Below are 24,068 nucleotides of genomic sequence, written 5' to 3' on the forward strand. Positions count from 1 at the left end.
TGAATTTCGTCCCGATCGACCGGTCCGGCTCCCCGCCGCGCACCCTTCGCCCCCGCGTGCCGGCCCGCTGGGAAGGAACCGGGCGCAGGAAACTACGCCGTTCCCAGCCGGGCGAGTTGGCGGAGCACCGCCGACCGCCCGGCCCTCGGCACCGTCCACAGGGTCTGGCCCCGCACTCCCCAGCCGGCCAACAGGGCGTTGGCCGCCATGAATCCGCTGGTGGCCGCCCGCTCCATCAGAGCGACCGGCAGTTCGGTGCGGACCAGGTCGCCCGCGACCACCACGGCCGGATCGGGTGTGCGCACGGTGGGACGGTCGCGGTAGCCGCCCACCGGGAAGTGCGGACAGTCCGCCCGCCACTCGTGCCGGGAATCCACCACCCGAACCCCCGAGGTCTCCGGGTAGATCCGGTTCAACTGACGTACCAGATCGGCCTGTACGGCTCTCCGGTCGGCGCCCGGCGCCACCGCGTACGCGTGCAGCTCCACCACCGAGCCGCCGGTGCGCCGGGACCAGCGCAGGGCCTCGCCCTCCCAGCGCTCCAGGACGCTCACGTTGTCCAGCGGGCCGTACCCGCTGGTGCCGAGGAAGCCCGGGCGGTCCGCCGCCACGGGCCGCTCCAGCCAGAGCCGCGACACCAGGAACGGCGGGGCGGTACGCAGTCGGGCCAGCCTCCCGCGCCACCGGCCGTCGCCCAACCCGGGTGAAGCCGAGACCAGTTGCCGCAGCCCGCCCGAGTCGAGGGCCAGCACCACCGCGTCCCGGCGCCGGGTGCGGCCGTCCGCCGTGACGTCGAGCCCGCCGTCCGGGGCAGGGGTCACGCTCTCCACGGTCGAGCCCGTCCGCACCCGCACCCCGTGCTTCTCCAGATACCCGTGGAGCGGGTCCCAGAGCGCCTGGGGGTACGGCTCCGCCGGTACGTCGAAGAGCAGCCCCTCACTGGAGCCGAGGAAGTAGATGTGGAACATCAGGACCAGCTCCGCGGCGGAGAGGTCGCCCGGATCGGCGAAGAAGCTCCGCGAGAACACCTCGAAGGCCAAGTGGTGCGCCGCCTCCGGGAAACGCACCCGCGCCAGGAAGTCGCGTGCGCTGACCGAGTCCAGCCGCTCGTACACCTCCGGCACACGCACATCGAGCAGCGGCAGGGCGGCGCGCGGGTTCATCCGCAGCAGATCGCGCGCTCCGAACGAGGGGCTGAGGGCGACGAATCCCATCGCGCTGAGCGGAGGGGTACGAGGTACCCGCGCGAAGCTGTCGTACATCCCGCCGCTGTGCCGCAGTGGGTAGTCCGGCACGGCGGTGAGCGAGTCCAGCCCGGGATCGACGCGGCGGAGCAGCCCGCGCAGGTTGTAGTACTGGCGGAAGAAGGCGTGGAAACCCCGGCTCATGGTCACCGGAGAGCCGTCCGCGAGTTCGGTGGACCACCCCGCGAGCCGCCCGCCGAGTGTCGACTCCCTTTCGTGGAGCGTGACCCGCGCCCCGCGCTCGGCCAGCAGCGTGGCCGCCGCGAGCCCCGCGATGCCGCCGCCGACCACCGCCACCGCCGGGGCCCCGCCGTCGAACCGGGCCCGGCCTTCCGGGGCCCGGAGCACCTCCGCCCGCCGGTCCAGACCGTGCCGCCGCCCGTCCGGGACGCGCCCTCCCGGCCGCCTCACGCCGCACCCCGGTCCCCGGAGCGGCGCGGGGCCCGCGCGACGAAGGTGTGGGTGATGCCGGTCTGCCAGCCGGGCAGCGGCAGCACCCGTACCTCCTCGAAACCGGCACGGCCCAGCCGTTCGGCGAAGGCGGGCGCCGTGTCGAAGTCCAGCACACTGCGCCAGAGATGACGGTAGAGCTCCCCGTCCCCGGCGGCCCGGCCCAGCGGCATCACCACCGAGCGGCAGACCGAACTCCACAGGGCACGGTGCGCCCGGCCCTCGGCCAGGGAATACTCGTGCACCGTCAGCCTGCCTCCGGGGGCGAGGAGTTCGCGAGTCGAAGCGAGGGTGGCGTCCGGATCGGTGACGTTGCGGAAGAGGTAGGCGGCGAACACCGCGTCGTAACGACCCCGGGCGGTGACGTCGTTGCGGTCGACCGCCGGGCCGTCCGCCAGCCCCTCCACCGGGGAGTGCACGAACCTGACGTGGGCGGGCCACTCCTTCGCGGCGGCCTGCGCGAGCATGCCCGCCGACGCGTCGACCGCCACGATCTCCGCGTACGGGGCTGCGGCCAGCAGTGCGGCGGTGGACGCCCCCGTGCCGCATCCCAGGTCGAGCACCCGCAACCCCGCCCCGCCGTGCGGCAGCCCGAGGCGGCGGGCCGAGCGCCGCAGATGGGCGTGGTAACCGGGGTTGGCCGCCACCAGGCGGTCGTAGGCGAGGGAGGCGTGGTCGAACGCGGAGGACAACTCGGCGTCGTGCAGCAGGGTCATGGCGTGGTCATTCCTCGTCGGGCAGGTGGGGGAGGGGAAGGTGAGGAGACAGGGGCCTCGGGGGCGGGGCGGCGGGCACGGAAGGGAAGTTCGGCGACGGTCCGGAGCATCGGAACCACCGGGGTGCGGAGTCCGACGAGCAACTCCTCGCGCAGAGGGGCGGATCCGTCCAGGAAACGGAGCAGCCGCGCGGCGGGGACCGAGCGGAAGAGGCCGGTGAAGAAGCCGGCGCCGTCCACCCGCCCGGTGTCCAGCGCCCGCAGCATGACCGCGTCCATGGCGAGGGACCGGGCACGGTAGGCGGGGTGTACCGGAGGCCGCTTCCCCTCGCGCAGCGCCGCCGCGAGCGACCGGCTCTGGCGTTGGACAGCGCCGAAGGTGTAGCCGGTGGAGGGACGGGTGGCACCGCCCGCCGTACCGATGCGGAACACCGACCGTCCGGCACGCGGGGGGAAACGGCCGTCCGTCATCGGGATGACGCCGTGCTCGGTCGCGGACACCCGGTAGGGCGAAGCACCCAGCACCTCGCCCAGGTGATGGTCCAACGCCTGCTCGTAGGCGGCAGGTTCGAGCGGCTCGCGGGAGAACTCCGTGTACTCCACCAGGGCCGAGCGCGCGTCCAGCGGGAGGACGTAGGCGAAGGAGAGACCGTGGCGCGGCTGGGGGGTCCGGAAGTCCATGAGATCGGCGGTGTCCGCATCGAACACGGGCCGCTCGGTGTGCACGAACCAGCCGGTGAAGTGCTGGAGCAGCGTGGTACGGGCCGCCGGCAGCCGGCGGGGAGGCCGCGAGTCGAAGACGTACCGTCCCCTCACGACGGTACGACGGCCCCGGGCGTCCTCGCCGACCACCTCGCCCCCGCCCCCGCCCGCGTCGCGCACCGTCCGCACGGTCATCTCGGCGCGCCGGAAACCAGTGGCCGCGTCGAGCCCGGCCCCCACCAGGGCGGCGAAGGCGTCCGAGCGGAGCATCTTGTACCGGAGCGGCGCGGGCACCGCCACCGTGGCCGTCCCGTCGGGGGCGCGCACCCGCAGCCGCTCCCAGGACGCGGACAGTGCCGCGTCGAATTCGCCGTCAGGCTCCTCCCAGAAACACCAGGTGCGCGGCGGCGGCCGGAGCGGTCCCGGCGGGGCGTCGACCAGGAGCACGGAGAGCGGCACCGGCGCGTCGGGCGCGCACAGCCGGTATGCCAGCGACAGACCGGCCGCCCCGGCACCCACGATCACCACGTCGGCGTACGTCAAGGGGGACGCTCTCTCCTCCGGTCAGAGGTGGACGGACGGGTGCGGGCACTTCCCGGCCGCCCCACGAGAGGCCGTTCGGTGCGGTGTTCGGGCCGTCCACGAGGGGCGGCGCACGGGCGGGGGCGCGGCGCGCCGGTCACGGCGGTGAGAGCCGTACCCCGCGGCCGTGCCGGTGCTGCCGCCGATACTTCCGCAGCGGGAGCCCTCACGGACGCATCCGACGCGTGGGTGTCGCGCGTCGGACCGGCGCGGAGTCACTCCCCGGGTCGGCCCGGGGGTTCCGGGCCGGGACCGGGCCCGTGCGAACCGACGCCCCCGCCGGACCCGCTCCGCCGTCTCACGCCCCGCACCCGCCCATCTCGGCGCTGATCGCCTCCCACACACCCTGCGGCGGCGGAAGGGGCAGGTCGGCGGCGGTCACCGCGCGGGCGGCGGCCACCACGGCACAGAGCGCCTCGAACTCGGCGCGGCAGTCGGCGCACCGGCGCAGGTGCTGCACCGCGGGGCCGTCACGCGCGGACCGGTGGCCGAGAGCCAGTTCCGTCAGGTCGTCCTCGTGGACATGGTGCGCCATGTGCACCTCCCTCAGGACCTGCTTCCGCCCGGGGCCACCGGCCGGACGCACCCGGACGGCTTCCGGTGTGCCCCGCGGAAATGACGTGACGTCAGCGCAGCTCCGGGGCGGCCGCCGTGAGCGACCGACGCATCCGCACCAGGGCCCGGCGGGCGTGACTCTTGACGGTCCCCAGGGGCAGACCGGTCCGTTCGGCGATCTGCACCTGGGTGAGGTCGTCGAAGAAGGCCATGCAGAGGATGTGCCGCTGCACCGCGGGGAGTTTGCCCAGCTCCTGGACGACCAGCACCCGGTCGAGGACGGTCTCGGGACCGGCCCCCCGGGTGCCGCGCACCTGCTCCCGCGCGGCGGAGGCGGCGGCGAGCTCGCCGCGCCGGGTGCGGGCGGCCAGGGCGTCGGCGATCTTGCGCCGGGTGATGCCGACCAGCCAGCCGGGCAGCGGCCCGCGCTCCGGGCGGTACCCCGCACGCCCCCGCCACGCCGCCAGGAACACCTGCTGGGTGACGTCCTCGGCCTCGCGGGAATCCCCGAGGGAGCGGGCGGCCAGGGTGTGGACGAGAGTTCCCCACCGGTGGAAGATCCGGGCGAAGGACTCCGCGTCGCCCCGGAGGAGTCCATCCGCCAGTTCTGCTGCGGCGCGGTCCTCGTCCTCGCTACGCTCCTGCGCGGGCGGTCGGACCAGGGCCTCCGGTACGCGATGCCTCACGGTTACGTCGACTGCGGTCATCGGTGTCCTCCTCCTCGGGAACCCGGGAAGCCCGGGGCCCGGGCGGCAGAGGGCCGTGGGGGCCGCACTGCCACCCGGCCAGGAGCGCCAACGGCCCGCCGGAGCCGAGGTGTTCCGTGGGTGCCAGACAACCCGGCTCCTCACCGGTGCGGCAACATGCATCGTTTCTGCGTCGTATCGTGAGTGCATGGACGCATCGAGTCGCGGGCCCGGGGACGCATCGAACCGCAGGCCCGCAAAGACGCCGGGCACCGGGAGTGCGGACGTGACCCGCGTCAACGCCCCCCACCCCGCCGGGTACGACGGAGGCCTGACCACCGGAGCCGTCGCGCGGCTGCTGGGCGTGGCCCCCACCACCCTCCGCTCCTGGGAACGTCGTTACGGCATCGGGCCGGCCGAGCGCGAAGGCGGCCGACACCGCCGCTGGACCTCCGCCGACGTCGAACTCCTCATGCGCATGTGTGACTTCACCAGTGCGGGGCTCCCGCCGGCCGAGGCCGCCCGCGCCGCGATCGCCGCCGCGTCGGGCGGCGGGAGCGCGCCCCCGGGTGCCACCCGGGAGACGCGGCCCGCCCCGGCACGCCCGTCCACCGCCCCGGGCGCCCTTCCGGTCGGCCGCGGGCGCACCGAAGCCCGGGGGCTCGCACGGGCGGCCGTCCGCCTGGACGCACGCGCCGTCGAGGACCTGCTCGCCCTCGCACTGGACCGGCACGGGCTCGTGGGCGCCTGGGACGAGGTCATCATGCCGACCCTGAACGCCGTCGGCCGCCGCTGGGAGAGTTCCGGCGAGCGGTACGTGGAGGTGGAGCACCTGCTCTCCTGGCACGTTTCCACCGCACTCCGGCGCGCCGCCGTCGGCCCACCGCCCGTGCGCGGCGCCGCCGTCTCCCTGCTGGCCTGCGTGCCGGACGAGAACCACACGCTGCCCTTGGAGGCCCTCACCGCAGGATTGATGCAACGCGGCCTGCCCGTGCGGATGTTCGGGGCCGCTCTGCCGGTCGAAGCCCTGGAGGAGGCGGCCCGGCGCACCGGCCCGGCCGGCATCGTCCTCTGGTCGCAGGGCCGTGCGACGGCGAGCCGGCCACTGGCCCAGCGGGTCGCCTCCATCGAGTGGGGGGTACGCGGCGCACGCACCACCCCGGCCGTCGTGCTCGCCGGACCCGGCTGGGCCGGGAACCAGCCGGACGGCGTGCTGCGCCCCACCAGCCTGGCCGAGGCGCTCGCCCTGCTGTCCGCCCTCGCCTCCCGCTGACCCGCGCCGAACGCCGGCAGGAATCAAAGGACGTGGGATCCGGGACGGTCTCCCGGACCACCGGTCCGGTCGGGCACTCCTCCAGGTGGTGTCCGCCCGGAGAACCGCCCGTCCTCGCGGCCGAGCAGTCCTCCTCGAAGGGATGTGCACGGGGCGCGTCTCTCGCACCCCGTGGACACCCGGTTGATGCCTGAAAGACACGGCCGGGTCCCGGACGGTTGTACGGGAAAGCGCGCCGCGCCGGACACCCGCTCCGGGCGGGCGACCCGGCCGGTCGCGCTGCATGATGGACCCGGCCGTGCCCGGCGAAGGTTCGGCGCGGCCGGACCGAACGACGACGGGACACACCATGCCTCTCCAGGGCGAGTACGAGCCCAGCCCCAGCCAATGGGTGCGTGACCAGGTCGAGTTGTACGAGAGCTCCGGTGGGACGGAGGGCACGACGATGCGCGACATGCCGGTCGTCGTGCTCACCACCCTGGGTTCCCGCAGCGGGAAGATCCGCAAGTCCGCGCTGATGCGCGTCGAACACGACGGCGTCTACGCGGTGGTCGCCTCCCTCGGCGGGGCTCCGAAGCACCCGGTCTGGTACCACAACGTCAGCGCCGACCCGCGTGTCGAGCTCCAGGACGGGCCGGTCCGGCAGGACATGATCGCCCGTGAGGTGACGGGGGACGAGAAGGCCGTCTGGTGGAAGCGCGCGGTCGAGGCGTACCCCGACTACGCGGACTACCAGGAGAAGACGGACCGGGTGATCCCCGTCTTCGTCCTGGAGCCCGCGCCGAAGCCCCACTGACCCGGGCGGCCGTCTCTCACGGAGCTCCTGGCCGATGAGGCCGCGCGCTCACGGCAGCAGCCGCGGTGACCGCCTGGCCGCCACGTCCTCCACCCAGCCGAACACGGCGACGGCGGCGGCGATCAGCGGCCAGGCGACCGCGAACTGGAACCACGTACTGCCCAGCGGCAGATGCTCCTCCATCGACGGCACCTGCCACATCAGGTCGATCACCGCCACGCTCAGCATCAGCGCGACCTCGTGCCAGAGATAGATCGTCACCGCGCGGGAGTTGAAGACGCGCACCACCCGCCCGAGGAACCGGACGCGCCCGGGCGCGGCCGGGGTGCCGGGCCGGAACCGCAGCAGCAGCGCGACCGCTCCGCCGGACCAGAGCGCCTGGGCGAGCGGGATGTCGTCCAGGTCGTAACTCCCGTCGGCCCGGTGGGTCAGGGCCCACCAGGCGCCCGCCGCCATCAGCCCCGCCGCCACCGCGACGGTCCGTCCCGGCCGGATCCGGTCCAGGGTGCCGTCCCGGTGTGCGAAGCCCAGCAGCCAGCAGAAGAGGAACACCGACAGATCGCTGATCCCGCTGCCGAGCCGGCCGTCGGGCACCTGCCACACCGTTGCCAGCAACACCACCGGTACGAGCGACAGGGCCGCCACCGACAGGGGCCACCGGGAGAACAGGCGCAGCAGAACGGGGGAGAGCAGCACGAACCACAGATAGGTCCGCAGGTACCAGAGCACCGCCCACGCCTGTTCGCCCCAGGCGTTGCCCGGCGGATCACCCACCGGCAGAACCCAGTACAGCGCGTCCGGGCCGGGTACCCACCCGTGCACCACCATCGCGGAGCCGAGCACCAGGCCGAACACCCAGACGGGTACGAGGAGTCGGCGCAGCCTGCCGCGGATCACCGACCACGCGGGCCGCTCCAGCGAACGCGCCATCAGGGAGCCCGCGAGGGCGAACATCACGCCCATGGAAGGGAATACGAACCCCAGCCAGGGCCATCCGAAGGTGTGGTAGGTGACCACCCGGACGAGTGCGAGGGCGCGCAGAGCGTCGACGTACGGATCGCGTCCTCCGGCGCGTCCCGCCCGCAGTGCGGCCCGTCCCTCGAATGCCCCTGGTTCCGCTGCGGGTTGAGGAGCCGGAGCCGGAGCCGGAGCTGTCCGGCGGTGGGTGCCGGCCATCAGCCCGCCTCCGTGGAAGCGCCGGCGGCGCCGGAAGCATCCGGAGCGCCGGGTGCGCCGGGTACGCCCACCGCGCCGGTGCGTTTCAGCTTCTGCCAGCGCAGCCGGCCGCCGGTGAGTGCGGTCAGTGCGGAGTGCATCAGCACCAGGTACATCATCTGTCGGTAGGCGAGTTGCTGGAGCGGCAGCATCAGCAGGTAGCGGCACTTCTCCCGGTCCAGGCGGAACGCGTACGCGGCGCACGCCAGTTGGACGCCGAGTACGGCAAGCCATGCCAGCAGCGAACCCGTGAAGTCGACGAAGAGCATCGCGTAGAGGGTGAAGACGTCGATGAGTGGCGCGAGGAGCGGGGTGAGGATCTGGAAGAGGACCACCAGCGGCATCCCGATCCGGCCGAACCGGCCCGAGGGTCCCCGGTCGGTGACCGAGCGGCGGTGCTTCCAGAGCGCCTGCATGGTGCCGTAGCTCCAGCGGTAGCGCTGGCGCCACAACTGGCCGAAGGAGGCGGGTGCTTCGGTCCACGCGCGGGCGTGCTCGGCGTAGACGACCCGGTGGCCCGCCCGGTGCAGGGCGATCGTGATGTCCGTGTCCTCGGCGAGCGTGTCCTCGCTCATCCCGCCCACCTGGAGCACCGCCTCGCGGCGGAACGCGCCGATCGCGCCCGGAATGGTGGGCATGCAGCCGAGCAGGTCGTACATGCGCCGGTCGAGGTTGAAGCCCATGACGTACTCGATGTGCTGCCAGGCCCCGATCAGGGTGGAGCGGTTGCCGACCTTGGCGTTGCCCGCCACTGCGCCGACCCGCGGGTCGGCGAACGGCTGGACCAGCAGCCGCACGGTGTCGGGTTCGAAGACGGTGTCGCCGTCCATCATCACGACCAGATCGTGACGGGCCGCGCGGACACCGTTGTTGAGCGCCGCGGACTTGCCCGCGTTCTCCTGCCGCACGACCCGCACCTGCGGGAGTCCGAGCGACTCGGCGATCTCCGCCGTCCCGTCGGTCGAGCCGTCGTCGACCACGATGATCTCGATCGGATGGGTGCTCGCCGCCAGTGAGGTCAGGGTCCCGGCGATGCATTCCTTCTCGTTGTAGGCGGGCACCACCACGCTCACTGGCCGGGTCACCTCGGGCCCCCAGGAGAACCGCCGCCGATTGCGCCGGCGGTAGTGGCGCCCGGCGAGGAGGACCATCAGCCCGAACCTGCCGAGGACGGCGACCCCGACCACCCCGAGCAGGGTCGCCAGCGCCGGTACGGTCCACTCCGCCACGGCGACGGCCAGCAGCAGCCCGCGCCCCTCCCAGACGGAGGCCGTGTCCGCGGTGTGGTGCGCGGCCTGTGCCGGATCGGACGCGACGGCGGAGCCACCGGGCGGCGCGGGTGCAGCCGTGCCGGATGCCTGCGCCGCCTGCTGCTGTGCGCCGCTGACCGTGGTGAAGGTGTACCCGGCGGCCTTCATCTTCTTGATGTAGGCGGGCAGCGCCTTCAGGGTCTGCGAGCGGTCGCCGCCGGAGTCGTGGAAGAGGACCGAGGCGCCCTTGCCGCTCGCGGGGGTGGCGCCGCGCACGATCGCGTCGACGCCCGGCGTCTTCCAGTCCTCGCTGTCGGTGTCGATGAAGACGCTGGTGTACCCCATCGCCCCCAGCTTCTCGTAGACCGGCCAGCTGTAGTCGTCGACGGCGTCGGGGGTGGAGGAGTAGGGGGCGCGGAACAGATTGGTGGTGATGCCCGCGGCCCCGGCCAGGGCCAGCTGCGTCTGGGCGATCTCCCGTGTCACGCGGGCCGTGCTCTGGTAGGAGAGGTCGACGTGGGTGAAGGTGTGGATGCCCACCTCGTCACCGTCGGCGACCATCTCCCGCACCACGTCGGGGTGGCGCGCGATCATGGAGCCGACCAGGAAGAACGTGCCGGGCACGTCGTTGTCGTCGAGGACGTCGAGCACCTGCTCGGTCCACTCCGGGTCGGGTCCGTCGTCGAAGGTGAGGACGATCGTCTTGTCCGGCACGGACTCCGAGTGCGCCTTCCCGTCCCGGAAGCTCAGGAAGGGGCCGCCGTCCAGCACGCTCTCCGGCACGTTGTTCGAGGCGGCACCCGAGCGCACCCGCTGGTCGCCGCCCACCTCGGAGCGCAGAAAGCCGTCCAGTAGCAGGGTGCTCACCAGCCCGAGCAGCAGCAGGACCGCCAGCACCGCGCGGGGGCGGGGGACGGCCCGCCGGCTGACACGTTCCATCCGGCCCGGGGTCGCGTGCCGCGCGCCCCGGCCCGGAGTCCGGCGGCGCCGTGTCGAGGCGGTCACCGGGCGTCCGCGGTGGGCGGCGTCGCCCCGTCGGTGGGCCGGGGGGAGCCGTCCGGGGGTGCGATGCCGCCGGGGGCGGCCTCCGCGGGCTGCCCGGTGTCGAAGGGCAGCAGTCGCGAGGGCGACATGGAGATGCCGCCCATGAAGGCGAGAGCGAGCACGGCCGCGTAACCGACGACGGCGAGACCGAGCACGGCCCCGGCCCGGCGCAGCAGCCGGGCCCGGCGCCCCGAGGCGTCGACGAACACGGGTCCCCCGCCCGGCTTCTGCCGTGCGGGACCGGCGTGCCTGCGGCGGCGGCCGTGCGGCCTCGGGGTTTTCTGGGAAACGGTGTCGGCATGCATGAGCGCATGGTGGCGGGCGGCGATGTGCGCCCCGTGGCAGAACCCTGGGCGCGCCCTGTGCGACAGCGCCCAAACTGTCGGGTCGCTGAGTGTCCGGCCCGGCCGACGGCACCCTGCACCTGGTCAACTCGCTTCGCCGCTACGGCGTTCGGCGCCGACGGCGACCGCGTCGGACCACCGGATGTGAGATGCGCCGGTCCTTCCCGATGCCCGTTCCATGAGAGGTTTGCGGTGAATGCCGCCCCTTTCGCCACCTGTTGAGGGGCACTTCGGACGAGAGAGCAGGTGCCGTCTTGCGTGGAACACCATCCGTGCGCGGACCGTCCAAACGCGCGGCGGCGCTCGCCGGGCCGGTCGCCCTCGCGCTGGCCTGCGGCGGATGCGCCACCGGTACGGTCGCCGACCAGAGCGACAACGCGCCGGTGCCGCCGAGCAGTTCGGCCAAGGCCGCCGACAGCCCCGCCTACACCCCGTACGTCAGCGCCACCACGGCCTCGGACACCGACGGAGCGGGCTCGCCCGACACGTACAACCTGGCCTTCGTCGTCGCGGACGGCGGCTGCACCCCGAGCTGGGGCGGCAGCGCGGCGGCCGACGACGCGGCGGTACGCGCCCGGGTCTCCGCCCTCACCGCGTCCGGGGCCGACGTACGGGTCTCCTTCGGCGGCGCCGCCGGTACGGAACTGGCGCTCGCCTGCGACAGCGCCCAGGACCTCGCGGACGCGTACGCGAAGGTGCTGGACGCGGTCGGCGCGGACCGGGCGGACTTCGACATCGAGGGGGACACCCTCACCGACCGGGCGTCCGTGGTGCGACGCGACCGGGCGATCCGGCTGCTCCAGAAGTCACGGGACCTGGACGTCACGTACACCCTGCCGGTGATGCCGGACGGGCTGGACGCGAGCGGGCTGACGCTGCTGGAAGACGCCGTCACCGAGGGCGTCGAGCTCTCGGCGGTCAACGTCATGGCGATGAACTACAGCGAGTCCCACGACGGTGACATGGGCCAGTACGCGCAGCAGGCGGCCCGGGCCGCGCACACCCAGCTCGCCGAGGCGCTGGACCTCGACTCCGCCGGGGCGTGGAAGGCCCTGCACCTCACGGTGATGGCCGGGGTCAACGACGTGGCGGGGGAGACGTTCACCCTGGCCGACGCCTCCGGCCTGCGGACCTTCGCCGAAAAACAGGGGGTGGGCGCGCTCTCGTTGTGGTCGACTTTCCGCGACCGGGCGTGCGCGGAGGGAGAGGCCACCGTGGCCGACGACTCCTGCAGCGGTGTCGAACAGGAGGACGGGGCCTTCGGTGCGGCCCTCGGCGGCGGCTGACGCGACGGACCGCGACGGTGCGTGCACGGACGGTGTAAGGGCCGGGTGGTGGAAGAGCCGGTGCGGGGTGTTCCCGCCCGGGAGCGAGGAGGCGGGGGCGGATGTCCGACGGGCCTTGGACGGGAAGTGACCGCGCGCACAACGGAGAGTGCCATGCGCGGTGGGCAGCCTCGTCGAACCGGTCGACCGGAGACCCGGGCTACCGGGACGAGTGGTACGACGCCCAGTGCGGTGGCTGCCGGTTCTGGATCGCGCTCGGCGGTGAGCTGGGCCAGGACTACGGGGCCTGCACCAACTCCGGATCGGCCTTCGACGGGCGGGTGCGCTTCGAGCACGACGGCTGCGCGGTCTTCACCGTCCGCGAAGACCATTCGTTCGGATAGCCACGTTCCGATGGCCGCCGTGTCGCACCGCCGAGTGGGACGAGGACTGCGCGAGGCGCCGACCCGCCGGAGCGGGGCGGCGCCTCACGGCCGTATCGGTGTGCTCAGGCGGCCTGCGGCTCGGCGGTGGCCGCCTTCGCCAGCTCGGTGAGAACGGCGACCAGCTGCTGAGCGACCTCTTCGTCGTCGACCGGGTGCGTCTCGGCGAAGCGGACGACGGAGCCGGGCACGGAGAGCTTGACCTCTTCCAGCACGGAACCACCGGCGATGCCGACGGCCTTGCGGGCGTCGTCCTGGGCCCACACGCCACCGAACTGGCCGTAGGCGGTGCCGACGACGGCGACCGGCTTGCCGGTGAAGGCGCCGCCACCGTACGGGCGGGAGTACCAGTCGATCGCGTTCTTGAGGACGGCCGGGATGGTGCCGTTGTACTCGGGGGAGAAGAGGAGGAACGCGTCGGCACTGTTGGCGGTCTCGCGCAGGGTCGCGGCGACGGCCGGAACCTTGCCCTCGACGTCGATGTCCTCGTTGTAGAAGGGCAGCTCGGCGATCTCGTCCTGGATCACGACCTCCACGCCCCCGGGGGCGAGCTTCACGGCGGCCTCGGCCAGCTGGCGGTTGTGCGAACCGGAGCGGAGGCTGCCGACGAGGGCGACGATGCGAGTGGACATGGGGGTCTCCTGTGAAAAGTGCCGGGGACGGCGGCGGAAAGTAAAACGGACCGTGGTCCGGTAACGGGTATAGCACGTGAAGCGGACCAGGGTCCACTTTGCGTGGAGGGGGGTTACGCTGGGGCGATGACCGCGCAGACCGGATCCGAAGAGGTGTCCTCCGACCGCCCTGTCACGCTGCTGCCCCTGGCCTGTCGCGAGCCCCAGGAGCGTGCCGACGCAGCCCGCAACCGCATCCGCCTGCTGGAAGCCGCATCCCGGCTGGTCCACGAGGTGGGGGCCGACCACGTCACCATGGAAGCCGTCGCCGCCGCGGCCCATGTCGGCAAGGGAACCGTCTTCCGCCGCTTCGGCGACCGGGTCGGCCTGATGAACGCGCTCATCGACCACGCCGAGAAGGAATTCCAGAACGCGGTCATCTGTGGACCGCCGCCACTCGGACCCGGCGCGCCTCCGCTGGAGCGGCTGGAGGCATTCGGCGTCCACACCATCCGCCACATGATGAGGTACGTCGACCTGTACGTGCAGGCGGAGAACTGCCCCACCCGCCGCTACAGCGCGCCCGCCCGCACGGTCCGGGCCACCCACGTCACCGACCTGCTCCGGCGGGCCGGTGCGACGGGCGACGTGGAACTGCTGACCCAGGTGCTGCTCGCCTACCTGGACCCCTCGTTCCTCAACTTCCACCGCAACGGCCGATGTTTCTCGGCCGAGCGCATCGAGGAGGGCTGGAAGGACCTGGTGGCCCGCCTCACGCACCGCTGCTGACCCGGCGGAAGCGACGAGCACGCCAGGGCCCAGCCCCGCGCGACGGTCTCAGAACAGGGTGATGAGCACGCTGATCCTCTTGCCGCGCGCCTCCCGCGTGATGGTGACCCGGGAGGAGAGCCGCCGCACCAGCGGCCACCCGTAGCCCCCGACCCGTACCGTGCCGGGAAGCGAGGGCACGGTCCGCGGCTCCCTGGGACTCGCGTCCGCGACGTCCAGCAGCAGCCCCTCGCCACTGAGCCGGGCACGGAAACCGGTGAGCCCGCCCCCGTGGCGGATCGCGTTGGTGACGAGCTCCGAAGTCACCAGCATCGCGTCCGAGATGACCACGTCGTCCGGGTCCATGCCCCCCAGGCTGCAGAACTGTTCGTCCAGCAGCTCGCGCACCATGGCGCGCGCGGCCGCGGCGTCGCCGGGCAGGGGCGGTTCCGTGCCGACGGGTCCGTTCTCCTCGCGGCCCACCGGATGTTCCCTGCTCACGTGCTCCTCCGCCCCCTGGAACACGGCTTCGTCGGGGTGACGGGCCGTGCGTGTCGTGCCGGCTTCAGCATGTGGCCGCCTCTTCCACGCTCATGGCCATGGCGAAGGCGTCCGCCGTGCCGGTGACATCGAACAAGCGACGTACGGCGGTGCGGAAAGGACCCGCGAGCACCAGTCTCACGCCGGCGCGTTCATGACGGGCACGCGCGTCGAGCAGAGTGTGCAGCACCGCGGAGTCCGCGAATTCCGTCTCCGACAGGTCCACCACAGTACGTTCTTTCCCCTCGCACAACGCCGCCCCGAGGGCTTCGGCCAACTCGGGCGCCCCGGAATTCTCGTCGGCGTCGCCCCGTACCCGGACAAGGGCGAAACCGTCCGCCGGGACCAGGAACGCGGTTCCCCTGATGGGTCTCTTCCGTCCGGTCATTTCACTGATGGCGCTTCACCCCGGAGACGGACGAATGGGCGGAGGCGGAATGCCGTGCCCGGCCCGGGGCGGCCGTCCGCACCCCGGGCCGGGCATCCGCGAACGGCCTCACGGCGTCAGGATTCCGGAGTAATAGGCGCCGAGGCGCGCCAAATAGACCGGATCGTTGGTGTCCTGGTCGCGGGCGAACCGAGGAGCCCCCTTCACCTGCTCCTTCGTGCAGAGCAGGGTGATCACCCGGCGTTCGGCATCCACCCGCGCGACCATACCCATGGGAATGGCCGTACTGCGACCGAATTTCCACAGACCCGTGTCGACGACGAGATGGTCGAATTCGAGGACGAGGGAACGCCGGTCCACCGTTCCGAGGCTGTCGTCGGAGGCCTCCACCGAGAACTCCGTCGGATCGGCCCCGGCCAGAGCGTTCAGAGCCACGGGCCCGCACCAGACATTTCTCATGTTCTCGCCTTTCCTCCTGCACGCGGATTCGCGTGGGTCTCCACCACCGCGTTCCCCGCGTGCCGAAACTCACACAGGAAGTCACCCCGCGCGCGAGGAGGGCCTGTCACACCGGCGCACCGAGGTGCCGGAGACCATGACGGGTTGCCAGAAGCCCCCCGGGTGGAGGAGTGTTGCCGGGGGGCAATGATTCTGTCGTCGAGTTGATGAGGTGAGGGGTTCGCGCAGCGGGCCTTCTTCGTTTGGTGACTTCCGCACACCGGGCGCCTGCCGCCCGTGCGAGCGCTTCGGCCGAGCCGGCCTGGAACACGGCTCCCTGCCCCGCCCTGGTGGTGGGGCCCAGAGGAGCCGTCGAGCGGGCCAATGACGCCGCTGCCGCCCTCTTCCCCGAGGCCCGTCCCGGGACCCCGCTGACGGACGCCGTTCCGTCCTGGCTGGCGGACGCGCACTTCGTCCGCCGGGCCGGGGAGGTCCCGGCCTCGGCCGCCGGTCCCGTCGGCGACCGGAGCTTCAAGGCGCACCCGGCCGGACAGGCGGACGGCGGGGTGGTGTGGTGGCTGGTGGACGACACGGACCGGCTGCGCGCCACCGAGGCGCTGCGCGGGGAACGCGAGCGCACCGCCTTCCTGACCGAAGCGTCCAACCGCCTGCTCTCCTCGCTCAATCTCGACAAATGTGCCGAGGTGACAGCCCAGCTGGCCGCCGCGCACCTCGCGGACGCCGCACTGGTCGTCGCCCCGTCCACCGGCGGCACGCTGATCGCCCGGTGCTCCCGGGGCGGCACCGCGACGCTCACCCGGGAGCGCGTCGACCCCGACGCGGTGCCCGGCCTCGCCGAGGCGCTCCAGGGGTTCCCGCCCGTGCCGTCACGGTGGATGGACCCGGCCCTCGCCCCGTCCTGGGTGGTGCCGCCGGACATGGGCGAGGTGGGCTCGATCGTGGTCACCCCGCTGCCCGGCCACGGCGTCCCGGCCGGCGCGCTCATCCTGCTCCGCCGGGGCGAACACCACGCGTTCAGCCGGAACGAGGAGACCTTCGCCCGGCTGTTCGCCGCCCGCGCGGGCGCGGCGATGTCCGCCGCGCGCATGTACGCCGAACAGGCTTCGATCACCGAGACGTTGATGCGCGAGCTCCTGCCCCCGGTTCTCCACCAGGTCTCCGGAGTGGAGTACGCCGGCGGGTACCGTGCCTCGCGCGACACCGAACGCGTGGGCGGCGACTTCTACGACGTGCACCCCGCGGCGGTCGAGGGCGAACCCTCCCTCGCCGTGCTCGGAGACGTCTGCGGCAAGGGCCTGAACGCCGCCGTGCTCACCGGGAAGATCCGGAACACCCTGCACGCGCTGCTGCCGATGGCCGACGACCACCAGCGGATGATCGACCTCCTCAACGGCGCGCTCCTCAACTCCCACCACGCCCGGTTCGCCACGCTCGTACTCGCCTCCGCGGTACGGGACTCGGCCACCGTGCGGCTGCGGCTGACCAGCGCGGGGCACGCCGCCCCGCTGATCGTCCGCGCGGGCGGCGAGGTCGAGGAGGCCGCCACCCGGGGCACCCTGGTGGGCGCGCTCCCGGAAGCCCGGGCCGTGACGGTGGAGGCCGTCCTCGCGCCCGGGGAGAGCTGCGTGCTGTTCACCGACGGGATCACCGAGGCCAGGGGCGGTCCGCTCGGGGACACCCTCTTCGGTGAGGACCGGCTGAGGGACACGCTCTCCCGGTGCGGCGGGATGCCCGCCGAGGCCGTCGTCGAGCACATCCAGATGCTCGCGTCGCAGTGGGTCGGCGCCGGACGCCACGACGACATGGCCGTCGTGGTCATCGCCGCTCCCCGAACCCATCACCTCAGTGCGGTGGACGGCCACACCCGGGGCAGGTTCACCGCATGAGTACGTACATCCGCCGGGCACCGGACCACCCACTGGCAGGACTGCGGGACGGACTGTGGGACGCCGTCCTGGAGGGCGACGAGCACACGGCCACCGCGCTCGTGCTGGACGCCCTGGACGACGGAGCGGACGCCGAGAGCGTCCTGCTGGACGTCGTCGTGCCCGTCCAGGGCCGGATCGGCGTGGAGTGGGCCGCCGACCGCGTCACCGTCGCCCAGGAGCACGCGGCCACCGCGATCAACGACCGGGTCGTCGCCGCCGTCTCCCGCGCCCGCACGGTCCTTCCGGCCCGCACGGGCGGCGCGGTCCGCCGGGTGACCGTCGCCTGCGTCGACGGCGAGTGGCACGCCCTGCCCGCCCGCATCCTCGCCGAGGTGCTCACCCTGCGCGGCCTGCGCGTCGACTACCTGGGCGCCCAGGTCCCCACCGCGCACCTGATCGCCCACCTGCACCGGACCGGCGCCGACGCCGTGGCCCTGTCGGCCTCTCTCTCCACCCGGCTGCCCGCCGCCCACGCCGCGATCACCGCCTGCCAGGCGACCGGTACCCCGGTCCTCGCCGGCGGCGCGGCGTTCGGCGCGGACGGCCGGTACGCACGCCTGCTCGGCGCGGACGCCTGGGCCCCCGAGGCCCGCGCCGCCGCCGCTCTCCTGGTGTCCGGCGTCGCCTCCCGTACCTCCCGTGCCCACCAGCCCATCGACGACCTGCCGCACCTCGGCGACCAGGAGTACACCCTGGTGGTGCGCAGCAAGGCGCAGCTGGTGAAGGCGGTCCTGGCCGGGCTCGACGAGCGTTTCCCCGCGGCCCGCGACTACACCGGGGCCCAGCGCGACCGGACGGCCGAGGACGTGGCACACATCGTCGACTTCCTCGCCGCCGCCCTCTACACCGACGACCCGGAACTCTTCACCGGATTCCTCGACTGGACCGGGGAGATCCTGACCGCCCGCGGAGTCCCGGCGTTCTCCCTCGCACCGGCACTGGAGGTACTGGGCGAAGAGCTCAGGGACTTCCCCCGCGCCGGCCGCCACCTCCGTCTCGCGGCCGGCCGGCCCGGTGCCCCCCTCCGCCCGCACGCCCGCTCCGGAAAGCACGCATGACGACCACACCCTCCGACGGTTTCCGGCTCTGCACGCGGTACGACGCCTTGGGCGCGGTCCGGGTGGAGATGCGTGGAGACCTCGACCACACCAGCGCCGACACCCTGCTCGACACCGTCGTGGAACTGCTGGCCGAGTACCCGGACGCGAGCGAACTCCGCCTCGACTGCGCCCCGATGGGCACCGTCGACTCCTCCGGGCTGGCCGCGCTGATCATGATCCGCAGACGGACCGACGAGGCGGGCGTCGCCCTGCGGCTCGACGGGCGGGGAGCCGCGCTCGACCGGCTGCTGGAGGTCACCGGTACGCTGGACCACCTCACCACGACCCCCATGGATGCGGAGCGGACCCCGGGACGCACCGCGCGGACCACCTCGGAGACCGCGCACGAGGTCCCCTCGGCCATCGATGGTGTACGAAGCCGATCTGCCCGCCCACCCGGTCCGGACGGCACAGCCTGACGCACACCGTGCGTCCGGCCCGCCCCGGGACACCGGGACAGAGGGGAAGCATCATGCCGCCCGAAGCCGAGGCCACGCCTCCGGGTTCCCACGACGTGGCGTCCGCGGCGGGGGACATCGTGGAACTGCTCGACGTGCTCTGGGAGCGGACCCGCGACCGGGGCTGGGCCGCCCCCGCGTCCCTGGCGCAACTGAGACTGATGTATGCCGTCGACCGGCAGGACGGCATCCGGATGCGGGTGCTCGGGGCCGTCCTGAACGTCTCGGCGCCCTCGCTCAGCCGGCTGTGCGACCGGCTCCAGTCCGCGGGCTTCGTCGAGCGGCGGCCCAGCCCCGACAGCGGACGCGAGGTGACGCTGAGTCTGACCACGGAAGGGCACGCACACCTCGCCGAGGTGCGCCGGAAGCGGGACGAGGTGCTGACCGGGGCGATCGACAGCATGCCCGCCGTTCAGCGCGCGGAGCTCGCCCAGGGGCTCGACGGACTGCGGGCCGCTCTCGGCGGCGCACCGATGCTCACCGGACCCGCCGCACGCCGCCCGGCGCGACGGCCGTGAACCCGCAATGACGGCAAGGGTGATGACGAAACGTCAGCCGGTCCGGTGTTCGGGGGCGTCCCCGGCGGTGCCCACGACGACGAAGTGGTCCAGGGTGCCCGTGACGGTGAAAAGCCGCCGCACCTGAGGGCGCAGCGGACCGGCGATGATGAACGCCCGGCCCCGGAGCCGGTGTCCGCGCTCCGCCACCAGCAACTCGTTGAGCAGCCCGCTGTCCCCGAAGGTGACACCGGACAGGTCGACCACCGTGGCGGGCAGACCGGCCTCCGCCGCCTCCAGCCAGGCAGCGGCGAGAAGATCCCGCTCCGCCTGGTCGACCGCGCCGGTGACCTCGATCACGAACACGTCCGGCGCTCTCGCCACCCGCAGGGTGGCACCCTCGTCCCAGGTCATGGCGCCTATTTTCACAGCGCCCCGACACCGCGCGACCAACACCCCCCGGATGTGCGGGCGGAGCGCTTCCACTCGTGCGTCCGGGGGGTGCGCGGCACCCGGGGGCAGATGTCAGGGGCGCAGGACCAGACGGATGGGGTCGCCCTCCTTGCGCTCCAGCCGGGCCACGGCCTCGGCGGCTTCCGCCAGCGGAAGGGTCCCGCTGATCGAGCCGGAGAAGTCCAGTCGCCCGCCTTCGACCAGCCCGAGCAGCTGGGGGAGGGCGACGGGCATGTCGGAGCCGTAGTGGCCGAGGATCTGCTGCTGGAGGTAGCTGAAGCGGGTGCCCTGCGTGACCGTCAGCGGCTTGTCGGTGAGGCCGACCAGTACGAGCCGTCCCCCCTTCGCGAGGGCGGTCAGCGCCTGCTCGCGCACGGCGGACACCCCGGCGAAGTCGAAGGCCGCGGCCAGCCCCGCTCCGGCGGTGACCGAGGCGACCCGCTCCGCGAGGTCCGGTGCGGCCGGGTCGAGCGCCAGATCCGCACCGGCGGCGAGCGCACGCTGCCGGGCGGTCGGGTTCGGGTCGACGGCGACGATCGGGTACGCGCCCACGGCGCGCAGCAACTGCACCGCGTGCACCCCCAGGCCGCCCACGCCCCACACACCCACCGCCTCGGCGGGGCGGACCCCGGCGGTCGCGGTGATCGCGCCCCACGGAGTGGACACCGCGTCCGGGATGATCGCGCCCTGGTCGAACGGGATGGAGTCGGGCAGTCGCGTCAGCGCGTCCTCGGAGGAGAGCGCGTACTGGGCCCAGCCGCCGTCGTAGTCGACGCCCCGGGTGTACGTGACGCCGTTGCGGGTCTCTCCCGCGTACAGCACCACGCGCTGACCCGGCACCCAGGACGTGACGCCCCCGCCCGTTTCGGCGATCGTGCCGGACACCTCGTGACCGAGGGTGACGGTGTCGCCGTCCAGCAGCTGCGGGGTGAGGCTGCCGCCGATCAGGTGCACGTCGGAGAGGCACACCCCGGCCGCCTCGACCTTCACGAGCACCTGTCCCGGGCCGGGCTGAGGGCGGGGCACCTCCTCCACGCGCAACGTGCGACTCGGGACGTGCAGGCGTGCGGCGAGCATCTGCTCCATGACGTGACCTCCAAAAGCGGTGTTCCCTCGACGGCCGCCGACCTAACGCAGGTCGTCTTGCGTTAGACGTTACGTCGGTGTGGAGAGCCTGTGCAAGTGGGGTTGCTTTAGGCTGGCCGTATGACCATCAGGCAGGCCGCATGACCACGCCCCGCCCCGCCGCCCCGCCGCTGCGCCGACGCGGGGAGAACATGCGCAGAGCCGTGCTGGCCGCCGTCGTCGAGATCCTGGCGGCCGAAGGACTGGCGGGCGCGACCGTCTCCGCCGTCGCCCGGTCCGCCGGAGTGCACGAGACGTCGATCTACCGGCGGTGGAAGACCCGCGAGAACCTGATCGCCGAGGCGCTCGTCGCGGAACTCGACGCCGCGGTGCCCGTCCCGGACACGGGAGACGTGCAGGAGGACCTCACGACGTTCTTCGTCTCCCTCGTCCGGCTGCTGCGCACCGCCCAAGGCCAAGCGCTGCTGCGACTGAGCGTCGAGCGGGACGACACCCTGGAGGACCGCCGGGGCCCGTACTGGAAGGACCGGCTGGAACGCGGGACCGTCATGGTCCGGCGCGGCATCGAGCGCGGCGAACTCGCCGGGGACACCGATCCCGGCCTGCTGGTGGAGGCCGTCAGTGGCCCCCTCTTCGCCCGCGTCCTGGTGAGCGACGCACCCCTCGAAGAGGAGCTGGCCGAGCGGCTGGTCGCGCTGGTGCTGGACGGCGCGCGGGTCCGGCCGGCCTGAGCGGGCCGCGCCCGGACACGCCGGTGGCCGGCCCGCCGGAAGATCTCCGACGGACCGGCCACCGAACGGTTGGACCCGGCGCTGTCAGCTCACGGCGCCCAGGGCGCGTCCACCGACCACGTGGTGTCCTCGGTGAAGGACGCCTGGTTGTCCCACGTGTTCGGACCGCCCGGAGTGGCCAGCCACACCTCGGAGTTGATGTGGCGCATGAAGCTGCCGGGCAGGTTGACGCTCGACAGACGCACCCCGCCGGTCCCCGCGACCGCGCACCAGGTGGCGTCCGCCTTGAAGAGGGCCGAGCCGTCGCTCGCGTCCCGGCGGACCCGGAAGTTCTGGTGCCGCAGGTACTCGCCCGGGTAGTTGCGCGACTCGAAGGAGTAGCAGTTGCTGTTGGCCAGCCCCGCCACCACCTTCCACGTGGCGTCGCTCTTCAGCAGCGCGGTGCTGTTGGCGTCGACGACCGCCGTGTACCCGAGCCCCTCGGAGTGGCGCAGGTACTTGTTGGTGTAGCCGGGGGTGGTGACCCGCAGCGACTTGTAGCCGCCGGTGGGCAGCGTCACCGCCGTCGTCCCCGCCTTCGAGGCCGCGATGAGCGCCTGGTTGGCGGCCTTCACCCGCGCGGTGTCCACCTTCACCACCTGGCGGTCGTAGGTGAGGAGGCCGTTGGCCTCGTTCTCCACGTCGGTGATCTCCGTGTAGACGGAGGCGGACAGGCCGGCCGGCAGCTGACCGACCCGGATGCTGTCGATCAGGCCCACGAAGCGGTTGTTGAGGGCCGAGACGCTCGCCTGGTCCTCGTAGCTGAAGCCGCCGCCCGGATACCACTCGTGCCCCGCGACCTTCCAGCCCAGCCCGCCGAACTCGCCGAGGACCGCAGCCCGCGTCGCGGAGGGCGCGGTGTTACCGGGGCCGACGTAGTTGTGGTTGTCGACGACGTCACCGTTGCCGCCGTCCACCGCTCCGCAGCAGTTGACCCCGCTCATGTTGTCGACCAGCCGGGACGGGTCGTACGCCTTCACCTCGTTGGCGATCCTGGCCTGGTCGTACTGGCCCCAGCCCTCGTTCTCGTTCACCCACAGCACCAGCGACGGCGAGCTGCGGTGCTGGTCGATGATCGCGTGGTACTCCGCCTCCCACTGCGTCCGTGCCGCGCTGTCCGGCGACTTGCCGGTGTCCATCGCGGGCATGTCCTGCCAGACCAGGAGCCCGAGCTTGTCGGCCCAGTAGAACCAGCGCTGCGGCTCGACCTTGATGTGCTTGCGGACCATGTTGAACCCGAGGTCCTTGTGGGCCTGGAGGTCGGACTTGAGCGCCGCGTCGGTCGGCGCGGTGTAGATGCCGTCCGGCCAGTAGCCCTGGTCCAGCGTGCCGGTCTGGAAGACGAACTTCCCGTTGAGGACCGGGCGCACGATGTTGTCCACCTTGGCGAGCCCGATGGACCGCATCCCGGTGTAACCGCCCACCGTGTCGGTGACCGCCGTGCCGTCGAGCAGTTCCGTCTTCACGTCGTAGAGGAACGGGTCCTCGGGGGTCCACAGGTGCGTGTTCGGCACGGGCACGGAGACCTCCGCGCCCACCACGCCCGTCGCGGTGCCCACCGTCGTACCGCCGGTGGAGACCGTCACCCGGGCGCTGCGGCCCGAGGCGCCCGCCGCCTGCACCTTGACCCGCAGGGTGCTGTCACCCAGGCTCGGGGTCATGTCCAGCCGGGTGACGTGCGCGGTGGCCACCGGCTCCAGCCAGACGGTCTGCCAGATACCCGAGGCGGCGGTGTAGAAGATCCCGCCGCCCGAGTGCGGCGCCACGTCGTTGATCCGCTGCTTGCCGACGGCCTGGCCGCCCGTCTGCGTCGGGTCGTAGACCGACACCACCACGGTGTTCGTCCCGCCGTTCAGCTGCGGCGTGATGTCGTACGAGAACGAGTCGTACCCGCCCTTGTGCGCACCCACCTGCGTGCCGTTGACCCAGACCGTCGTCTGCCAGTCGGAGGCACCGAAGTTGAGCTGCACCCGCCGGCCGCTCCAGCCCGACGGAACGGTGAACGTCCGCTTGTACCAGAGCTTGTCGTTCTCGGTGATCTTGCGCTGGATACCGGAGAGCGCGGACTCCGCCACGAACGGCACCCGGATCTGCTCGGTGAAGGACGCGGGCTGCCCCGCGTCCTTGCCGGTCACCGCGAAGTCCCAGATGCCGTTGAGGTTGGCCCAGTCAGGGCGGGTGAGCTGCGGACGCGGGTACTCCGGCAGCGGCTGGTCGACGGAGACCTGGTTGGTCCACGGCGTCGTCATGGGCGACGTCTTGGGCGACCAGGCGGTGGCCGCCGCGGACGCCGGAGCCGTACCGGCCCCGACGAGTGCGCCGGCCACCAGAGCCAGCAGACCGGTGCCTGCGGTCAGTCTTCGCCACCAGGTTCGACGGCGCGGTGCGGGTGCGGACTTCATCCTGAGACCTCCTTCACGTGGGGCTCCGCGCGCCGGGACCGGCG

25 protein-coding genes are annotated in these 24,068 nt (G+C 72.8%); 10 read left to right on the top strand and 15 right to left on the bottom strand.

The features are described from left to right. Window positions 1–92 precede the first annotated feature (92 nt). The 5 genes from OHA55_RS30440 to OHA55_RS30460 form a co-directional block, all read right to left on the bottom strand. A complete protein-coding gene (locus tag OHA55_RS30440; protein WP_266712381.1) occupies window positions 93–1,655 on the bottom strand; it encodes an FAD-dependent oxidoreductase in 1,563 nt (520 codons plus the stop codon). Beyond that, the gene (locus tag OHA55_RS30445) at window positions 1,652–2,410 is read right to left on the bottom strand and encodes a methyltransferase (RefSeq protein WP_266712383.1); all 759 of its coding nucleotides are present in this window, start codon (window positions 2,408–2,410) and stop codon (window positions 1,652–1,654) included. Before OHA55_RS30445 ends, OHA55_RS30440 begins: the two co-directional genes overlap by 4 nt. Beyond that, complete coding sequence (locus tag OHA55_RS30450) at window positions 2,407–3,654, bottom strand: lycopene cyclase family protein (protein ID WP_266712385.1); 1,248 nt, start codon at window positions 3,652–3,654, stop codon at window positions 2,407–2,409. The genes OHA55_RS30445 and OHA55_RS30450 overlap by 4 nt, the downstream gene beginning before the upstream one ends. Window positions 3,655–3,991: 337 nt before the next feature. Further along, window positions 3,992–4,228 (bottom strand): hypothetical protein, encoded by a 237-nt coding sequence (locus OHA55_RS30455; protein ID WP_266712387.1) that lies wholly within the window; start codon window positions 4,226–4,228, stop codon window positions 3,992–3,994. A 91-nt stretch (window positions 4,229–4,319) separates the two neighbouring features. Continuing rightward, complete coding sequence (locus OHA55_RS30460) at window positions 4,320–4,955, bottom strand: sigma-70 family RNA polymerase sigma factor (protein ID WP_266712389.1); 636 nt, start codon at window positions 4,953–4,955, stop codon at window positions 4,320–4,322. A gap of 265 nt (window positions 4,956–5,220) precedes the next feature. On the opposite strand from OHA55_RS30460, the gene OHA55_RS30465 reads away from it, so the two are divergent. Together OHA55_RS30465 and OHA55_RS30470 are read left to right on the top strand one after the other, a co-directional pair. Further along, on the top strand, window positions 5,221–6,207 hold the full coding sequence (locus OHA55_RS30465) for a MerR family transcriptional regulator (RefSeq protein WP_266712391.1): 987 nt from the start codon (window positions 5,221–5,223) through the stop codon (window positions 6,205–6,207). Window positions 6,208–6,556: 349 nt separating this feature from the next. Then, window positions 6,557–7,003, top strand: a complete 447-nt coding sequence (locus OHA55_RS30470; RefSeq protein ID WP_266712393.1) for a nitroreductase family deazaflavin-dependent oxidoreductase — start codon at window positions 6,557–6,559, stop codon at window positions 7,001–7,003. A 48-nt stretch (window positions 7,004–7,051) separates the two neighbouring features. On the opposite strand, the gene OHA55_RS30475 is transcribed toward OHA55_RS30470, so the two are convergent. The 3 genes from OHA55_RS30475 to OHA55_RS30485 all read right to left on the bottom strand — a co-directional run bounded on the left by OHA55_RS30475 (window position 7,052) and on the right by OHA55_RS30485 (window position 10,817). Further along, entirely contained in the window at window positions 7,052–8,179 is a 1,128-nt protein-coding gene (locus OHA55_RS30475) for an acyltransferase (protein WP_266712395.1), read from the bottom strand. Further along, window positions 8,179–10,407: a bifunctional polysaccharide deacetylase/glycosyltransferase family 2 protein gene (locus OHA55_RS30480; RefSeq protein ID WP_266712397.1), complete on the bottom strand. Its 2,229-nt coding sequence runs from the start codon at window positions 10,405–10,407 to the stop codon at window positions 8,179–8,181. Before OHA55_RS30480 ends, OHA55_RS30475 begins: the two co-directional genes overlap by 1 nt. Before the next feature lie 62 nt (window positions 10,408–10,469). Then, window positions 10,470–10,817 carry a hypothetical protein gene (locus OHA55_RS30485; protein ID WP_266712399.1) on the bottom strand — a complete coding sequence of 116 codons (348 nt, stop codon included), beginning with the start codon at window positions 10,815–10,817 and terminating at the stop codon, window positions 10,470–10,472. Window positions 10,818–11,128: 311 nt separating this feature from the next. On the opposite strand from OHA55_RS30485, the gene OHA55_RS30490 reads away from it, so the two are divergent. Together OHA55_RS30490 and OHA55_RS30495 are read left to right on the top strand one after the other, a co-directional pair. Continuing rightward, the gene (locus OHA55_RS30490; RefSeq protein ID WP_266712401.1) at window positions 11,129–12,142 is read left to right on the top strand and encodes a chitinase; all 1,014 of its coding nucleotides are present in this window, start codon (window positions 11,129–11,131) and stop codon (window positions 12,140–12,142) included. A gap of 101 nt (window positions 12,143–12,243) precedes the next feature. Next, on the top strand, window positions 12,244–12,525 hold the full coding sequence (locus tag OHA55_RS30495) for a DUF3027 domain-containing protein (protein WP_266712403.1): 282 nt from the start codon (window positions 12,244–12,246) through the stop codon (window positions 12,523–12,525). Window positions 12,526–12,629: 104 nt separating this feature from the next. On the opposite strand, the gene OHA55_RS30500 is transcribed toward OHA55_RS30495, so the two are convergent. Next, window positions 12,630–13,196: an NADPH-dependent FMN reductase gene (locus OHA55_RS30500; RefSeq protein ID WP_266712405.1), complete on the bottom strand. Its 567-nt coding sequence runs from the start codon at window positions 13,194–13,196 to the stop codon at window positions 12,630–12,632. Between the two features lie 126 nt (window positions 13,197–13,322). Between OHA55_RS30500 and OHA55_RS30505 the strand changes: the two genes are divergently transcribed. After that, the gene (locus OHA55_RS30505; protein ID WP_266712407.1) at window positions 13,323–13,964 is read left to right on the top strand and encodes a TetR/AcrR family transcriptional regulator; all 642 of its coding nucleotides are present in this window, start codon (window positions 13,323–13,325) and stop codon (window positions 13,962–13,964) included. Between the two features lie 48 nt (window positions 13,965–14,012). Here the strand turns inward: OHA55_RS30505 and OHA55_RS30510 are convergent, their stop codons facing one another. From OHA55_RS30510 to OHA55_RS30520, 3 genes are all read right to left on the bottom strand, one after another. Further along, window positions 14,013–14,444, bottom strand: a complete 432-nt coding sequence (locus tag OHA55_RS30510) for an ATP-binding protein (protein ID WP_266712409.1) — start codon at window positions 14,442–14,444, stop codon at window positions 14,013–14,015. Window positions 14,445–14,508: 64 nt separating this feature from the next. Further along, window positions 14,509–14,871, bottom strand: coding sequence for an STAS domain-containing protein (locus OHA55_RS30515; RefSeq protein ID WP_266712411.1), 363 nt, complete (start codon window positions 14,869–14,871; stop codon window positions 14,509–14,511). 108 nt (window positions 14,872–14,979) lie between these two features. Then, window positions 14,980–15,306: a PRC-barrel domain containing protein gene (locus tag OHA55_RS30520; protein ID WP_266712413.1), complete on the bottom strand. Its 327-nt coding sequence runs from the start codon at window positions 15,304–15,306 to the stop codon at window positions 14,980–14,982. 269 nt (window positions 15,307–15,575) lie between these two features. Here OHA55_RS30520 and OHA55_RS30525 point away from each other — a divergent pair, with 269 nt between their 5' ends. Genes OHA55_RS30525 through OHA55_RS30540 form a run of 4 tightly spaced genes read left to right on the top strand, consistent with a single transcriptional unit; the run spans window position 15,576 to window position 19,334 of the window. Further along, window positions 15,576–17,216, top strand: a complete 1,641-nt coding sequence (locus OHA55_RS30525) for a PP2C family protein-serine/threonine phosphatase (RefSeq protein WP_266712415.1) — start codon at window positions 15,576–15,578, stop codon at window positions 17,214–17,216. After that, complete coding sequence (locus OHA55_RS30530) at window positions 17,213–18,316, top strand: B12-binding domain-containing protein (RefSeq protein WP_266712417.1); 1,104 nt, start codon at window positions 17,213–17,215, stop codon at window positions 18,314–18,316. The genes OHA55_RS30525 and OHA55_RS30530 overlap by 4 nt, the downstream gene beginning before the upstream one ends. Then, complete coding sequence (locus OHA55_RS30535) at window positions 18,313–18,777, top strand: STAS domain-containing protein (RefSeq protein ID WP_266712419.1); 465 nt, start codon at window positions 18,313–18,315, stop codon at window positions 18,775–18,777. The genes OHA55_RS30530 and OHA55_RS30535 overlap by 4 nt, the downstream gene beginning before the upstream one ends. A gap of 53 nt (window positions 18,778–18,830) precedes the next feature. After that, the gene (locus OHA55_RS30540) at window positions 18,831–19,334 is read left to right on the top strand and encodes a MarR family winged helix-turn-helix transcriptional regulator (protein ID WP_266712421.1); all 504 of its coding nucleotides are present in this window, start codon (window positions 18,831–18,833) and stop codon (window positions 19,332–19,334) included. A gap of 33 nt (window positions 19,335–19,367) precedes the next feature. On the opposite strand, the gene OHA55_RS30545 is transcribed toward OHA55_RS30540, so the two are convergent. Further along, entirely contained in the window at window positions 19,368–19,727 is a 360-nt protein-coding gene (locus tag OHA55_RS30545; protein WP_266712423.1) for an STAS domain-containing protein, read from the bottom strand. Between the two features lie 111 nt (window positions 19,728–19,838). Then, complete coding sequence (locus OHA55_RS30550; protein ID WP_266712425.1) at window positions 19,839–20,852, bottom strand: zinc-binding dehydrogenase; 1,014 nt, start codon at window positions 20,850–20,852, stop codon at window positions 19,839–19,841. Between the two features lie 140 nt (window positions 20,853–20,992). Between OHA55_RS30550 and OHA55_RS30555 the strand changes: the two genes are divergently transcribed. After that, window positions 20,993–21,583: a TetR/AcrR family transcriptional regulator gene (locus OHA55_RS30555; RefSeq protein WP_266712427.1), complete on the top strand. Its 591-nt coding sequence runs from the start codon at window positions 20,993–20,995 to the stop codon at window positions 21,581–21,583. An 89-nt stretch (window positions 21,584–21,672) separates the two neighbouring features. Here the strand turns inward: OHA55_RS30555 and OHA55_RS30560 are convergent, their stop codons facing one another. Continuing rightward, window positions 21,673–24,024 carry an AbfB domain-containing protein gene (locus tag OHA55_RS30560; RefSeq protein WP_266712429.1) on the bottom strand — a complete coding sequence of 784 codons (2,352 nt, stop codon included), beginning with the start codon at window positions 24,022–24,024 and terminating at the stop codon, window positions 21,673–21,675. Window positions 24,025–24,068: the final 44 nt, after the last annotated feature.

The sequence above is a fragment of the Streptomyces sp. NBC_00102 genome (assembly GCF_026343115.1).
Taxonomy (GTDB): Bacteria; Actinomycetota; Actinomycetes; order Streptomycetales; family Streptomycetaceae; genus Streptomyces.

Bases quoted from the DNA above. Each gene is read 5' to 3' on its own strand.
- OHA55_RS30445 (WP_266712383.1), bottom strand. From the start codon at position 2,410: ATGACCCTGCTGCACGACGCCGAGTTGTCCTCCGCGTTCGACCACGCC.
- OHA55_RS30455 (WP_266712387.1), bottom strand. From the start codon at position 4,228: ATGGCGCACCATGTCCACGAGGACGACCTGACGGAACTGGCTCTCGGC.
- OHA55_RS30460 (WP_266712389.1), bottom strand. From the start codon at position 4,955: ATGACCGCAGTCGACGTAACCGTGAGGCATCGCGTACCGGAGGCCCTG.
- OHA55_RS30470 (WP_266712393.1), top strand. From the start codon at position 6,557: ATGCCTCTCCAGGGCGAGTACGAGCCCAGCCCCAGCCAATGGGTGCGT.
- OHA55_RS30475 (WP_266712395.1), bottom strand. From the start codon at position 8,179: ATGGCCGGCACCCACCGCCGGACAGCTCCGGCTCCGGCTCCGGCTCCT.
- OHA55_RS30480 (WP_266712397.1), bottom strand. From the start codon at position 10,407: ATGGAACGTGTCAGCCGGCGGGCCGTCCCCCGCCCCCGCGCGGTGCTG.
- OHA55_RS30485 (WP_266712399.1), bottom strand. From the start codon at position 10,817: ATGCATGCCGACACCGTTTCCCAGAAAACCCCGAGGCCGCACGGCCGC.
- OHA55_RS30495 (WP_266712403.1), top strand. From the start codon at position 12,244: ATGTCCGACGGGCCTTGGACGGGAAGTGACCGCGCGCACAACGGAGAG.
- OHA55_RS30500 (WP_266712405.1), bottom strand. From the start codon at position 13,196: ATGTCCACTCGCATCGTCGCCCTCGTCGGCAGCCTCCGCTCCGGTTCG.
- OHA55_RS30505 (WP_266712407.1), top strand. From the start codon at position 13,323: ATGACCGCGCAGACCGGATCCGAAGAGGTGTCCTCCGACCGCCCTGTC.
- OHA55_RS30515 (WP_266712411.1), bottom strand. From the start codon at position 14,871: ATGACCGGACGGAAGAGACCCATCAGGGGAACCGCGTTCCTGGTCCCG.
- OHA55_RS30530 (WP_266712417.1), top strand. From the start codon at position 17,213: ATGAGTACGTACATCCGCCGGGCACCGGACCACCCACTGGCAGGACTG.
- OHA55_RS30535 (WP_266712419.1), top strand. From the start codon at position 18,313: ATGACGACCACACCCTCCGACGGTTTCCGGCTCTGCACGCGGTACGAC.
- OHA55_RS30540 (WP_266712421.1), top strand. From the start codon at position 18,831: ATGCCGCCCGAAGCCGAGGCCACGCCTCCGGGTTCCCACGACGTGGCG.
- OHA55_RS30545 (WP_266712423.1), bottom strand. From the start codon at position 19,727: ATGACCTGGGACGAGGGTGCCACCCTGCGGGTGGCGAGAGCGCCGGAC.
- OHA55_RS30550 (WP_266712425.1), bottom strand. From the start codon at position 20,852: ATGGAGCAGATGCTCGCCGCACGCCTGCACGTCCCGAGTCGCACGTTG.
- OHA55_RS30555 (WP_266712427.1), top strand. From the start codon at position 20,993: ATGACCACGCCCCGCCCCGCCGCCCCGCCGCTGCGCCGACGCGGGGAG.
- OHA55_RS30560 (WP_266712429.1), bottom strand. From the start codon at position 24,024: ATGAAGTCCGCACCCGCACCGCGCCGTCGAACCTGGTGGCGAAGACTG.